General features: G+C 72.4%; 14 protein-coding genes. 6 read left to right on the forward strand and 8 right to left on the reverse strand.

Annotated features, from left to right (window positions below; genetic code table 11):
• Nucleotides 1-78: 78 nt before the first annotated feature.
• The 3 genes from ENC19_RS00865 to ENC19_RS00875 form a co-directional block, all read right to left on the reverse strand.
• Nucleotides 79-1,293 carry a mechanosensitive ion channel family protein gene (locus tag ENC19_RS00865; protein ID WP_164445249.1) on the reverse strand — a complete coding sequence of 405 codons (1,215 nt, stop codon included), beginning with the start codon at nucleotides 1,291-1,293 and terminating at the stop codon, nucleotides 79-81.
• 137 nt (nucleotides 1,294-1,430) lie between these two features.
• Nucleotides 1,431-2,252 (reverse strand): DUF1206 domain-containing protein, encoded by an 822-nt coding sequence (locus ENC19_RS00870; protein ID WP_164445250.1) that lies wholly within the window; start codon nucleotides 2,250-2,252, stop codon nucleotides 1,431-1,433.
• Between the two features lie 59 nt (nucleotides 2,253-2,311).
• Entirely contained in the window at nucleotides 2,312-2,677 is a 366-nt protein-coding gene (locus tag ENC19_RS00875; protein ID WP_164445251.1) for a hypothetical protein, read from the reverse strand.
• 72 nt (nucleotides 2,678-2,749) lie between these two features.
• On the opposite strand from ENC19_RS00875, the gene ENC19_RS00880 reads away from it, so the two are divergent.
• On the forward strand, nucleotides 2,750-3,031 hold the full coding sequence (locus ENC19_RS00880) for a GNAT family N-acetyltransferase (RefSeq protein WP_166457974.1): 282 nt from the start codon (nucleotides 2,750-2,752) through the stop codon (nucleotides 3,029-3,031).
• Here the strand turns inward: ENC19_RS00880 and ENC19_RS00885 are convergent.
• Nucleotides 3,015-4,559, reverse strand: coding sequence for a glycoside hydrolase family 3 protein (locus tag ENC19_RS00885; protein WP_164445253.1), 1,545 nt, complete (start codon nucleotides 4,557-4,559; stop codon nucleotides 3,015-3,017). The genes ENC19_RS00880 and ENC19_RS00885 overlap by 17 nt on opposite strands.
• Before the next feature lie 134 nt (nucleotides 4,560-4,693).
• On the opposite strand from ENC19_RS00885, the gene ENC19_RS30840 reads away from it, so the two are divergent.
• The 4 genes from ENC19_RS30840 to ENC19_RS00900 all read left to right on the forward strand — a co-directional run bounded on the left by ENC19_RS30840 (nucleotide 4,694) and on the right by ENC19_RS00900 (nucleotide 8,094).
• Nucleotides 4,694-4,816: a hypothetical protein gene (locus tag ENC19_RS30840; RefSeq protein ID WP_268967958.1), complete on the forward strand. Its 123-nt coding sequence runs from the start codon at nucleotides 4,694-4,696 to the stop codon at nucleotides 4,814-4,816.
• A gap of 77 nt (nucleotides 4,817-4,893) precedes the next feature.
• A complete protein-coding gene (locus ENC19_RS00890; RefSeq protein WP_164445254.1) occupies nucleotides 4,894-5,844 on the forward strand; it encodes a TIGR03557 family F420-dependent LLM class oxidoreductase in 951 nt (316 codons plus the stop codon).
• 47 nt (nucleotides 5,845-5,891) lie between these two features.
• The gene (locus tag ENC19_RS00895; protein ID WP_164445255.1) at nucleotides 5,892-7,523 is read left to right on the forward strand and encodes a RecQ family ATP-dependent DNA helicase; all 1,632 of its coding nucleotides are present in this window, start codon (nucleotides 5,892-5,894) and stop codon (nucleotides 7,521-7,523) included.
• 67 nt (nucleotides 7,524-7,590) lie between these two features.
• Nucleotides 7,591-8,094, forward strand: coding sequence for a hypothetical protein (locus tag ENC19_RS00900; protein WP_164445934.1), 504 nt, complete (start codon nucleotides 7,591-7,593; stop codon nucleotides 8,092-8,094).
• Between the two features lie 103 nt (nucleotides 8,095-8,197).
• Here ENC19_RS00900 and ENC19_RS00905 read toward each other — a convergent pair whose 3' ends face one another.
• Together ENC19_RS00905 and ENC19_RS00910 are read right to left on the reverse strand one after the other, a co-directional pair.
• Nucleotides 8,198-8,962, reverse strand: coding sequence for an ABC transporter permease (locus ENC19_RS00905; protein ID WP_216592538.1), 765 nt, complete (start codon nucleotides 8,960-8,962; stop codon nucleotides 8,198-8,200).
• The gene (locus ENC19_RS00910; protein WP_166457976.1) at nucleotides 8,955-9,920 is read right to left on the reverse strand and encodes an ATP-binding cassette domain-containing protein; all 966 of its coding nucleotides are present in this window, start codon (nucleotides 9,918-9,920) and stop codon (nucleotides 8,955-8,957) included. The genes ENC19_RS00905 and ENC19_RS00910 overlap by 8 nt, the downstream gene beginning before the upstream one ends.
• A gap of 94 nt (nucleotides 9,921-10,014) precedes the next feature.
• Here ENC19_RS00910 and ENC19_RS00915 point away from each other — a divergent pair, with 94 nt between their 5' ends.
• The gene (locus ENC19_RS00915; protein WP_281601558.1) at nucleotides 10,015-10,791 is read left to right on the forward strand and encodes a TetR/AcrR family transcriptional regulator; all 777 of its coding nucleotides are present in this window, start codon (nucleotides 10,015-10,017) and stop codon (nucleotides 10,789-10,791) included.
• Nucleotides 10,792-10,800: 9 nt separating this feature from the next.
• Here ENC19_RS00915 and ENC19_RS00920 read toward each other — a convergent pair whose 3' ends face one another.
• On the reverse strand, nucleotides 10,801-11,784 hold the full coding sequence (locus tag ENC19_RS00920; RefSeq protein WP_164445257.1) for a DNA topoisomerase IB: 984 nt from the start codon (nucleotides 11,782-11,784) through the stop codon (nucleotides 10,801-10,803).
• Nucleotides 11,768-12,268 carry a glycosyltransferase family 9 protein gene (locus ENC19_RS00925; RefSeq protein ID WP_164445258.1) on the reverse strand — a complete coding sequence of 167 codons (501 nt, stop codon included), beginning with the start codon at nucleotides 12,266-12,268 and terminating at the stop codon, nucleotides 11,768-11,770. Before ENC19_RS00925 ends, ENC19_RS00920 begins: the two co-directional genes overlap by 17 nt.
• Nucleotide 12,269 lies beyond the last annotated feature (1 nt).

Consider the following 12,269-nt stretch of genomic DNA (forward strand, 5'->3'; position numbering starts at 1 on the left):
AGGGGGCAGAAGCGTCGGGCAGCACGTCCCCACCGGACGCCGCGCCAAACCTGCGCATCCGAGTGGATAACGAGGTGGTCAGCGGCGAGGTTCGGCGGGCTTCCGAGCCTCGACCGTCTCGTCGGGGCCGACGAACGCCTCGTTGCGGGCGTGGCCGTCGTCGCTGCCACCGAAGAGCCGGGCGTCGTCGGGCACCTCGGCCTCGGCCCGACGGCGCGTCGAGTGCCGCGGCTGGATCCACTGCCACGCCAGGTCGCTGCCGCCGTCGCCGACCTCGGTACGCAGGCGGGGCATCGCGGTGGGCCGGTGGTCGCGTACCCAGGCGACCAGGTGTTCCCGCACGAGGCAGCGCAGGTCCCACAGTGCGCCCGCGTTGCTGGCGCTCACCAGCGCGCGAACCTTGATCGTCCCGCCGGTCGCGTCGGTGACCTGGAGGACACAGACCCGGCCGTCCCACAGCTCGGTGCTCTCGACCAGCCGGCGCAGCTCCTCCCGCATGGCCTGTACCGGGATCGACCAGTCGACCTCGAACTCGGCCGTGCCCAGGACCTTCGCCTCGGTCCGGGTCCAGTTCTGGAACGGCTTGCTGGTGAAGTAGGAGGTCGGCAGGATCAACCGCCGGTCGTCCCAGACCTGGACCACCACGTAGCTGAGGGTCAGCTCCTCGATCCGACCCCACTCCCCCTCGACCACCACCACGTCGTCGAGGCGTACCGCGTCGCTGAAGGCCAGTTGCAGGCCGGCGAAGACGTTGCCCAGCAGGCTCTGCGCGGCCAGGGCGGCGACCACACCGACCACACCGGCACTGGTGAGCACGCCGGCACCGATGCCCCGCACGGCGGGGAAGGTCATCAGCATCACGCCGAGGGTGATGACGACGATCACCACTATCGTCACCCGGCGCAGCATCACCACCTGGGTGCGTACCCGCCGGGCGTGCCGGTTGTCCGGCACGTCCACCCGGAACCGGGCGAGCGCGGTGTCCTCGACCACCACGAGCAGCGAGGCGACCAGCCAGGCCGCGGTGGCGATGATGGCCAGCACCAGCAGGTGCAGCAGGGCCTGGCGCCAGCCGGTGCCGATCGCGTACCCGGTGCTGAACCGGACGGCGAACTGCACGGCGAGCACGGTGGCGGCGACCTGGAACGAGCGGTGCGCGTGCTGGGTCAACTCGGTCAGCAGCAGTGATTTGCGGCCCCAGCGACGGGTGAGGCGGTGCACCACCTCGACCACGGCAAGAGCGATCGCCGCCGCGGCGAGCGCGGCGACGACCGTCACGAGGTAGCTGTGCACGTGTTGCTTCTCCTTCCGGCCCGACGGCGATCCCGGTGGTGGTGTCCGGCGTGCGGGCAATCAAGATCCGGCAAAGGGGCAATGGTGCCCTGGATCGCCGGCCTCGGCCACCGCGGGGGTGGCCGGGGAGGAGAAGGTCATACCTTGCGGTAGCGGGACTGGAGGAAGCAGTAGACGCCGAAGGCGGCGATGCCCAGCGCGATGAGGGTCAGCAGGATGGTGCCGAACGCCTGTTCACGCAGGGTCCGCAGCGCGGCGTCCAGACCACGGGCCTTCTCCGGGTCGTAGTTCACCGCGGCCAGTATGACCAGCAGACCGGTCACGGCGAAGGCGACACCCCGGGAGGCGTAGCCGGCCATACCGAGCCGACGGGCGAGCTGCCGGGTCTTGGCGCTCATCTCGCCGGTCTTCAGCCGCTTCATGAACTTCTTCTTGAGGCCGTAGATCGCCATGCCGATGCCGATGCCCATCAGCACCAGGCCGGCGAGGCCGACCAGCCAGCGACCCCCGGTGGACTCCATCAGCCGGGCGGTCAGGCCCTGCTGCTGGGAGGCGCTGTCGGAGTTGGCGTCGGAGAAGACCTTCCAGGCGGTCCAGGCCAGCCAGAGGTAGATCAGCGTACGGGCGGCGGAGACGATCCGTTCCTTGAGCCGGTCGTTGCCCCGCTCGGTGCGGTGCCCGACGGCCGCTTCGAGGGCCTGCCAGATCGCCATGGCGAGCATGCCCACGGCGATGGCAATGACCAGGAACTGACCCATGGGTTGCGCGGCGAGGGTACGCAGCGCGCCGGACTGGTCGCCGTCGTTGGACGAGTTGCCGAACGCGATCTGCAGCGCCAGCCAGCCGAACAGCAGGTGCACGATCCCGTAGCCGATGAAACCGGCCCGGGCGAGGAGTTCCAGCCACCGGCTGTCGGCCGTACGGGCGGCGGTGGCTTCGGCGTTCCGGGTAAGAGACATGGCGCCTCAATCTCCGAACGCGAAGATTTCCAAACGTGCTGGCCGCCGCCCGAACATCATCAGCCGCCGTTACGCGCGATGCGGACCTTCACCTCGCTGTCGGTGACGCTGTCCAGGGTGACCGCGAGGCCACCGACGTCGGCCGCCTGCTGGCCGACCGTGAGGGACAGCTGTTCGCCGCCGACCTCGATGGTGGCCACGTCGTCCTGCGTCTCGACCAGACGAGCCTCGACGCCGAGAATGTTGGCCCGGGCGTCCACGCCCCGGTCGAAGGTCACCGTGCAGGCGTCCAGGCCGCAGTCGGTGCTGGCCCCCTCGGAGCTGCAACCGGCCAGCAGGGCCGCGCCGAGCGCGAGACCGGCCAGCAGGCCGGTGAGGCGGGTGGTAGTGGGCGGAGTCTTACCGGCGAGGGATCGGTTCGTCACGCCGTCAAGCGTACGAGACACCGGCGAACCGACCGGGCGGGCCGACCGGCGGTGGACAATGCAGGAGTGAGCATGCTGGTCGAGGACAATCCCGCCAAACACCGCTACGAGATCCTGGTCGACGACGCGCTGGCCGGCTTCACCGCCTACCTGCCCCGCGACCAGGTGCTGATCTTCACGCACACCGAGGTCGACTCGGCCTTCCAGAACATGGGCGTCGGCTCGGCGCTGATGCGCGGCACCCTCGATCAGGTCCGCGCGCAGGGGCAGCGGGTGGTGCCGCGTTGCCCGTTCATGGCCGCCTTCATCGAACGCCACCGGGAGTACGCCGACCTGGTCACCAGCCCGGACTGACCGCGCCGCCGGCGAGCAGCTCGGCCGCGGCCCGACCGGCGGCCCGGGTGGCGCCGTGGGTGGCGATGTGCACCGCCCCGGTGACCAGCGCGGGCACCCCGAGTTCGACGACCACCGCGTCGGGGCGGGCGGTCAGCGCCCGATCGACCGCGGCCCGCATCCAGGCGTGCCGGTGCAGGTCGCGCACGACCAGCACCAGCGGCCGGCCGACGGCACCGGCGGCCGGGTCGGTCGGCGCCGACTGCTCGACGTGTCGGACGCTCGTGGTGCCCGGCACGAGGGCGGCCAGCGGCGCGGCCACTCCCCAGGGAGTCGCCGATCCGATCGCGATGTTGTGCGGCGGCTGGAACTCCACCACGTGCGCCGGGCCGTGCAGCGGCAACGAGACGGTCGTGGCGTCGCTGGTGGTGACCCGCACGGCACGTCGCGCCGCGACCAACCCGACAGCTGAGCCGCCGGTCGGGCCGGCGGGACGGCCGGCACGGGCCGCCACCGTCCAGGCGGCGAGTTGGCCGATCCGCTTGGCCGCCTCGGCGAGCCGCTCCTCAGGTAGCTCCCCGGCGACGACCGCGTCGACGATGGCGTCGCGCAGGTGCCGGGCCGTCTCCTCGTCGGCGTGCTCGCCGCCGACACAGATCGCGTCCGCACCGGCGGCCAGGGCACGCACGGCCGCACCGGCGAAACCGTAGCGGTCAGCGACCGCGCCCATCTCCACCGCGTCGGTCACCACCACGCCGTCGAAGCCCATCTCCTCGCGCAGCAGGCCACCCAGTATGCGGGCGCTCAGGGTGGCCGGCAGGTCCGGATCCAGGGCCGGCACCAGCAGATGCCCGGTCATCACCGCCTGGACGCCCGCCGCCACGGCGGCCCGGAACGGGGCCAGCTCGACGGCGTGCAGCCGGTCCCGGTCGGCGTCGATCCGGGGCAGGTCGTGATGGGAGTCGACGCGGGTGTCGCCGTGGCCGGGAAAGTGCTTCGCGCAGGCGGCGACGCCGCCGGACTGCAGGCCGCGTACCCAGGCGGTGGTGTGCCGGGCGACCAGCGACGGCTCCGCGCCGAACGACCGGACGCCGATCACCGGGTTGTCCGGGTTGGAGTTCACGTCCGCGTCGGGCGCGTAGTTGAGGGTGATCCCGGCGGCGGCGAGTTCCGCGCCGAGGTCGCGGGCCACCTCCTCGGTGAGAGCCGGGTCGTCGACCGCGCCGAGTGCCAGGTTGCCCGGGCGGGAGCTGCCCAGACCGGACTCGATGCGGGTGACGTCGCCGGCCTCCTCGTCGATGGCGACGATCACGTCCGGCCGCTCCGCCCGCAGCGCGGCGGTCAGCGCGGCCACCTGCCCGGGATCGACGACGTTGCGGCTGAACAGCACCACCGAGCCGAGCCCGTCGCCGAGCCAGCGGCAGATCCAGGCGGGTGGGACGGTGCCGACGAAACCGGGCTGCAGGACCGCGGCCGCCAGGGACGCCAGGTTTCCGTTGCGCTCGACCCGCTCGCTGAGTTGATGATTCGTACGCTGCCGCTCGCTCATTCGGCGCTGTACCCCCGCGTGTTCCGCCGTGGACTCCCGCCGGCCGGCGGTTCAGACATGGTCACACCGCGCCACCCCAATAGTCAATAAACCTTACAGTTGCCTTGGGAGCGCTGCACCGCGACAGTGCGGGTATGGACCCCGTGCTGCTGGCCGACGCGACGAGCCCGGCCGACATCCCCGGCGTACGCCTGCTCGGCCTGGTGGTGGGCGGTCTGCTGCTGCTTGTCGCCATCCGCGCGATGTTCCGCCGCTGAGCCACCGCGGCGGGTGTGACCGGCGCCCGCCGGGGTACCGCCTGCCCCACAGGCATCAGTGGGGCGAGGGGGAAGCAATGAAGATCGGATATTTCCTGTCCACCGAGGAGTACACGCCGGCCGAACTGCTCGACCAGGCCCGGGCCGCCGAGCGGGCCGGCTTCGAGGCGTTGTGGATCTCCGATCACTACCACCCCTGGATCGACGCCCAGGGGCAGAGTCCCTTCGTCTGGTCGATGCTCGGCGCGCTGAGCCAGGTCTGCCGGCTGCCGGTCACCACCGCCGTCACCTGCCCGACCGTACGCATCCACCCGGCGGTGCTCGCCCAGGCCGCGGCGACCACCTCGGTGCTGCACTCCGGCCGGTTCGTCCTCGGGGTGGGCTCCGGCGAGGCGCTCAACGAGCACATCCTCGGCGGTGCGTGGCCGCAGGCCGGCGTCCGGCTGGAGATGCTGGAGGAGGCGGTCGAGGTGATGCGCAGGCTGTGGCGCGGTGGTTTCGTCAACCATCACGGCCGGCACTACCAGGTGGAGCACGCCCGGATCTACACGCTGCCGGAGGCTCCCCCGCCGATCTACGTCTCCGCGTTCGGGCCCAAGGCCGTGGATCTGGCCGCCCGGATCGGCGACGGTTTCGTCAACACCATGCCCGACGCCGACCTGGTGCGCCGGTTCCGGGACAACGGCGGGGGCGACAAGCCCTGCCAGGCCGGTTTCAAGGCCGCGTACGCGCCCACGGTCGAGGAGGGCATGCGACTGGCGTACGAGCGCTGGCCGACCGAGGCGATCCCCGGCGAGCTGCTCCAGGTCCTGCCCTCGCCGCGGCACTTCGAGCAGGCCGCCACGCTCGTGGATCCGGAGGCGATGCGCGAGGCGTTCGTCTGCGGCAGCGACGCCGACGCCCACCTGGCGAAGATCGACGCGTACGCGAAGGCCGGATTCGACGAGGTCTACGTCGCCAACACCGGGCCGAACTGGTCGGGGCTGCTCGACCTGTACCAGCGCGAGGTGCTGCCCCGGCTACGTTGATCAACCCGGGTTTCGGCGCGGAGCCGCCCGGGTACCTGCGGCCTTCGATGAAACTGACCACGCACTCGATGTCGTTGCGCCGTGCCGCGCGCAGCCTGTTCGGTTGGACCGCCCTGCGGCCCAACCAGTTGGCCGCGATGCGGGCCGTGATGCGCCGCCGCGACGCCCTGGTGGTGCTGCCCACCGGCGCCGGCAAGTCGGCGATCTACCAGATCCCGGCCAGCCTGATCCCCGGCCCGACCGTGGTGATCTCCCCGCTGCTGGCGCTCCAGCAGGACCAGATCGCCGCGCTCAACGAGCGGCAGCGCGCGGAACTGCGGGCGGTCCGGATCAGCTCGGACGAGACCGCGGCCCAGCAGGCCGAGGCGATCGCCGAGATCCGCGACGGGCGGGCCGAGTTCCTCTTCATCACCCCGGAACAGCTGGCCAACCCCGACCGGCTGGCCGAGGTCCGGGACCTCAGGCCGGCGCTGGTGGCGATCGACGAGGCGCACTGCATCTCCGCCTGGGGCCACGACTTCCGCCCGGACTACCTGGCCCTCGGGCAGCTGATCGAGGGCATCGGCCGACCACCGGTGGTCGCGCTGACCGCGACCGCCTCGCCGCCGGTACGCGACGACATCGTCAGCCGGCTGCGGCTGCGCAAGCCCGAGATCGTGGTGTCCGGCCTGGACCGGCCCAACCTCTTCTTCGAGGTGGCGCACTGCCCCACCGAGGACTACCGGTGGCGGCGGCTGATCGCCCTGCTGCGTGAGGACGAGCGGCCCGGCATCATCTACGTGCCCACCCGCCGCGCCGCCGAGGAGCTGGCCGACCGGCTGACCGACGCGGGTTTTCCCGCGCAGTACTACCACGGCGGGATGCCGGCCAGCGCCCGCGCCCGGCTGCACGAGGCGTTCCTCGCCGACCAGGTGCCGATCATGGTGGCGACCTCGGCGTTCGGCATGGGCATCGACAAGCCGAACATCGCCTGGGTGGTGCACATGGCGCTGCCCGACTCGCCGGACAGCTACTTCCAGGAGATCGGCCGGGCCGGCCGCGACGGCCAGCCGGCCCGGGTGCTGCTGCTCTGGCAGGCCGAGGACGTCGGGCTGCAACGCTACTTCAGCGGTGGCCTGCCCGACGCCACCGAGCTGCGCGACCTGGCCGCGTTGCTGCGCCGCGAGCCGACCACCCGCAAGGAGCTGCGCGAGGTGACCGGGCTCGGCCCGCGCAAGCTCGGGCAGTACCTCGCCCTGCTGGAACAGGTCGGCGCCGCCCAGCAGGCGCCGGGACAGCGGGTCGGCGCACCCCGTTACGCCCCCACCCCGGTCGACGCGGCGGCGGCCGCGGTGGCCGAGGCGGAGCGGCAGCAGAGCCTGACCCGGTCGCGTACCGACATGATGCGGGCCTTCGCCGAGACCAGCGCCTGCCGGGGGCAGACGTTGCTGGCCTACTTCGGCGAGCAGATGAGTGAGATCTGCGGGCACTGCGACAACTGTCACGCCGGCACCAGCGTGCCCGACGACGGTTCGGTGGGCCCGTTCCCGGTGCACAGCCAGGTGCGACACGCCGAGTGGGGCTCCGGCCTCGTGCTCAGCTACGAGGAGGACCGGATGACGGTCCTGTTCGACGAGGTCGGGTACAAGACGCTGTCGGTCAGCGTGGTGTCCGAACAGGGTCTGCTCACCCTGGACTAACCTGAGCCGGCCGCCGCCGGCGGTGCGGGGCGACGAGGACGTGAACGACGAACGGGAGGGGCGGGTCGTGATCGAAGAACCGGCGTACACCGGTTTCGGTTTCTCCGACGAGGAGTGGGGGCTGCTGGTCGGGCTGCCGCAGTCGGTGCTCACCGCGGCGAGCGCCGCCGAGTCCGACGGCACCAAGGCGACGATGGCCGAGGGCGCCGCCGGCCTGGAGACCATCTCCGGCGGGCGGGAGTCGGCCAGTCCGCTGGTGGCCGCGGTGGCCGGCGAGATCGTCACCCGGGTCGGCGACCCGGAGGCCGGTGAGGAGATGCCGGTCATCGAGCCCGCGGACCCGCGCGGCTACGCCGAGGACGTGCTGGGCCGGGCCAAGGAGGCGTCGGCGCTGCTGGCGGCCAAGGTGGACGAGGGCGAGGCGGGCGCGTACCGGCACTGGCTGGTGGAGATCGCCGACCAGGTCGTCGGCGCCGCCAGCACCGGCGGCGTACTCGGCCTGGGCGGTACCGAGGTCAGCCCCTCCGAACGCCGCTTCCGCGACCGCCTCTCCCAAATCCTCAACGACTGACCCCACCCCACCCCCAACCCCGTCGATCATGAGGTTGGCGGCGGTGTTGATCTCAGAAACTGCCGCCAACCTCATGATCAACTAGTTGGATTGGGGGGTGGGGTTAGGCGATTCGGCGGGGGAAGAGGAGGGCGGAGAGGAGTACGGCGAGGGCTAGCAGGGCGAGGCACCAGAGCGCCGCCCGGGTGGGTGCGGTGCCGACCGGGGTGTTCAGGAGGAGGCCGCGCAGCGACTCGATGACCGGGGTGACCGGCTGGTGCTCGGCGAAGCCCCGCAGCCAGCTGGGCATGGTCTCGACCGGTACGAAGGCACTGCTCGGATACGGCAGGAACATCACGATGAAGGTGTATCCGTTGGCCGCCTCCGGGGTCCGGGCCAACAGGCCGAACGCCGCCGACAGCCAGGACACCGCCAGCAGGAACAGCAGCAGCACCCCGGCGGCGGCCAACCAGCGCAGTGGCGCGACGGCCGGCCGGAACCCGATGGCCACCGCCACCCCCAGCACCAGCACCGTGGAGACGGTGTTGCGGGCCACGCTCGCCACCACGTGCCCGGCGAGAATCGAGGTGGCACCGACGTCCATCGTGCGTAGCCGCTCGATCATCCCGGTGGTCAGGTCGGTGGTGACGCTCACCGCCGTGCCGGCCGCGCCGAAACCGGCGCAGAGCAGCAGCACACCGGGCACCACGTAGGTCACGTACGCCGAACCGGTCTCGATCGCCCCGCCGAAGAGGTAGACGAAGAGCAGCATCAGGATCACCGGCAGCAGCAGCGAGGTGAGCAGCGCGTCGACGTTGCGCCGGGACAGCCGGACACAGCGGCCGACCATCACCGCGGCGTGCGTCGGCCGGACGGTCAGCTCAGACACCGGCCACCTCCCGCTCGGGGCTCGCCGGCCGACCGGTGAGGGTGAAGAAGACGTCGTCGAGGGTCGCCTCCCGGACGGTGAACCGGACCACCCCGTGCCGGTCCGGATCGACCTCGTCGAGCAGGCCGCGTACCTGGGGGGCGCTGCCGTCGGTGGCCACCGACAACGCCAGCCGGGCCGGTTCGCGGTGGGTGACCCGGTCGCCCAACCGCCGGGCCGCCTCGGCGAGCCCGGCAGCGTCGCGCCAGGTCAGCTCCAACCGCTGGGCACCGAAACGGCGCTTGAGCTCGGCCGCCGTCCCCTCGGCGGCGAGCCGGCCGCCGTGCAGCACCATGATCCGGTCAGCCAGGCGGTCGGCTTCCTCCAGGTACTGCGTGGTGAGCAGCACCGTCACCCCGGCGCCGGCCAGCTCGCCGATCACCTCCCACAGCGCCTGCCGGCTGCGCGGGTCGAGACCGGTGGTCGGCTCGTCAAGGAAGATCACCGACGGAGCGCCCACCAGGCTGGCCGCCAGGTCGAGGCGTCGCCGCATCCCGCCGGAGTACGTCACCACCCGCCGGCCGGCGGCGTCGGTCAGGTCGAAACGGTCCAGCAGAGCAGTGGCACGGGCGCGGGCCGCCGGAGCGCTCGACCCGGCGAGGCGGGCCAGCATGGTCAGGTTCTCCACGCCGGTCTGCCCGTCGTCGAGCGCCGCGTGCTGGCCGGCGAGGCTGATCGTCCGGCGTACCCGCCGCCGCTCGCGCACCACGTCGTGGCCGGCGACCCGGGCGGTACCCGAATCCGGTCGGGTCAGCGTCGCCAGGATGCGCACCGTGGTGGTCTTGCCGGCTCCGTTCTGCCCGAGCAGGGCATGCACCCCGCCGGTGGGCACCCGCAGGGTCAGCCCGTCGAGCACGACGTGGTTCCCGAAGGACTTGCGCAGGTCGACCAGCTCGACCGCTGGCGGTCCATGCACCATGAACACCCTCCCTATTCTGCGTACCTCATACGCTCTTATGCGTAGACCATACGCAGAAGATATGCTGGCGGTCAACGCCGGCCTGGGAGGTGGAGTGGGCGAAGACATCGAGCTGCCCGAGAACGTCGCGCTCGCCTGGGGGCTGCGTGACCGTCCGAGCCGTGGCCCGAAGCGCAGCCTCAGCCTCGACCAGGTGGTCGCCGCCGGCATCCAGATCGCGCAGGCCGAGGGGTTGACGGCGGTGTCGATGAGCCGGGTGGCAGGCGAACTCGGCGTGGCCACGATGTCGCTGTACCGGTACGTGCCCACCAAGCACGACCTGCTCGACCTGATGGTGGACACCGCGTACGGCCCGCCACCGCGCCCGCGCGGGGCCGACGAGGGCTGGCGGCCGGCGCTGGCCCGATGGGGTGAGGGCAACGTCGCCGCGCTGCGCCGGCAGCCCTGGATGCGGCACGTGCCGATCACCGGCCCACCGATCAACCCCAACCAGGTGCGGTGGCTGGAGTACGGGCTCGCCGCGCTGCGCGGCACCGGCCTGCGCGCCTCCGAACGGATCGCCGCGATCATGCTGGTCAGCGGGTACGCCCGCAGCTGGGCCACGCTCACCGCCGACATCGCCGAGGCCGCCGCCCGGACCGGGCGGACCCCGGAAGAGGTGGGCCTGCGCTACTGGCAGCACCTCGCCGTGCTCACCGCGCCCGGCCCCTACCCGGCGATCCACGAACTGCTGGCCGAGGGCGACGAGTACGACGACGACGTCGACCTCGAATGGCGGTTCGGGCTGGGCCGGATCCTCGACGGCGTGGCAGCCATGATCGAGACCCGGGCCACCGACCCGTCCGGTTCCGGTCCGCCCGACGGTGGTTGACGCTCTCGGTCAGGTCCGCGCCAGCAGGGTCAGCACCGCCCGCTCGGCCTGCTCCGGCGAGGTCGCCCCGGTCACCGGAGCGACCACCCCGTCGTGGAAGAGATCCACCACCCTCGGGTCCACGTACGAGGCGCGAGCCACCGTCGGCGTGTTGCCGAGCAACTCCGCCACCTGTCGCATCACCGCCGCCACCGCCCGGCGGCGAGCGGTCACCGAACGGGCGGAGGCCAGTGCTGCCAACTCCGTCGCCGCCCGTACCGTCGCGTGCCAGGTGCGGAAGTCCTTCGCGGTCATCTCGCCACCGCTGGCCTCGCGGAGATAGTCGTTGACCTCGTCGGCGCGCACGTCCCGCCACTGCCGGCCGTCCCAGTAACCGAACAACCGGTCGGCCGACCGCCGCCGCCGACGCAGGTCGGTGAGCACCCGGCACAACTGCGGGTCGGAGATCAGCCGGACCTGCTCGATGCCACCCTTGGCCGGGAACTCGAACAGCACACACCCCTGGCGCAGCCGGGCGTGCTCGGGGCGCAGGGTCGCCACGCCGAACGTCGGATCCTCGCCGGCGGCGTACTGGTCGCTGCCCACCCGGAAGGCGCCCATGTCGAGCAGCCGGGTCACCGTCGCCAGCACCCGCTCGCGGCGCAGCCCGCGTACCGTCAGGTCGTGGCCGACCCGCTCGCGCAGCAGCGGCAGCCGGCCCGCCACCTCCAGCACGTGGTCGAACTTCGCCTCGTCCTGCCGCTGCCGCCACAGCGGGTGGTAGAGGTACTGCTTCCGGCCGGCCGCGTCGACGCCGATGGCCTGGATGTGCCCGTTCGGGTACGGCGAGATCCACACGTCCCGCCAGGCCGGCGGGATGACGAGGGCGCGCAGCCGGGCCAACTCGTCGGGGTCGCGTACCGGCTCGCCGCGCGGGTCCAGGAACGACCAGCCCCGGCCCCGCCGACGCCGCCGATATCCCGGCCGACCCGGATCGCTACGCCGCAACCGCACGGTCCACCCGCACCACCCGTTCCACCTCGTCGACCGCGGCCAGCACCTCGTCCACGCCGAGGGCGACCATCGTGGGATGGTCACCTACCCCGTCCCACTCCGGCCATGCCCGCGCGCCGGCCCAGAGTGCCCGGTGCCGTCGGCGCTCCGGCGGTGGGCCCCAGCGCGCCGGCGGGACCGGACCGAACAGCACCACCGACGGGGTGGGTAGCCGGTGGCCAGATGCGCCACCCCGGTGTCCCCCGCTGACCACCAGGCGCGCTCCGGCGATCAGCGCGGCGAGCTGGGCCAGGTCCGTCCGGCCGGCCAGCACCGCGGCGGTGGGCAACCCGGCCCGGTACGCGACCCGAGCGACCAGGTCCCGCTCCGACGCGCTGCCGGTCAGCACCACCCGGTGCCCCGCCCGGTCAGCTCCCGGGCCAGGGCCGCGCACCGGGCGGCCGGCCAGCCCTTGGCCGGCTCCTTCGGAGGCGGGGTGCAGCACC

The sequence above is a fragment of the Verrucosispora sioxanthis genome (genome assembly GCF_010560025.1).
GTDB classification, from domain to species: domain Bacteria; phylum Actinomycetota; class Actinomycetes; order Mycobacteriales; family Micromonosporaceae; genus Micromonospora; species Micromonospora palythoicola.

Coding starts and splice junctions, on each gene's coding strand:
- ENC19_RS00870 (WP_164445250.1), bottom strand. CDS start 2,252: ATGTCTCTTACCCGGAACGCCGAAGCCACCGCCGCCCGTACGGCCGAC.
- ENC19_RS00880 (WP_166457974.1), top strand. CDS start 2,750: ATGCTGGTCGAGGACAATCCCGCCAAACACCGCTACGAGATCCTGGTC.
- ENC19_RS00885 (WP_164445253.1), bottom strand. CDS start 4,559: ATGAGCGAGCGGCAGCGTACGAATCATCAACTCAGCGAGCGGGTCGAG.
- ENC19_RS30840 (WP_268967958.1), top strand. CDS start 4,694: ATGGACCCCGTGCTGCTGGCCGACGCGACGAGCCCGGCCGACATCCCC.
- ENC19_RS00890 (WP_164445254.1), top strand. CDS start 4,894: ATGAAGATCGGATATTTCCTGTCCACCGAGGAGTACACGCCGGCCGAA.
- ENC19_RS00895 (WP_164445255.1), top strand. CDS start 5,892: ATGAAACTGACCACGCACTCGATGTCGTTGCGCCGTGCCGCGCGCAGC.
- ENC19_RS00910 (WP_166457976.1), bottom strand. CDS start 9,920: ATGGTGCATGGACCGCCAGCGGTCGAGCTGGTCGACCTGCGCAAGTCC.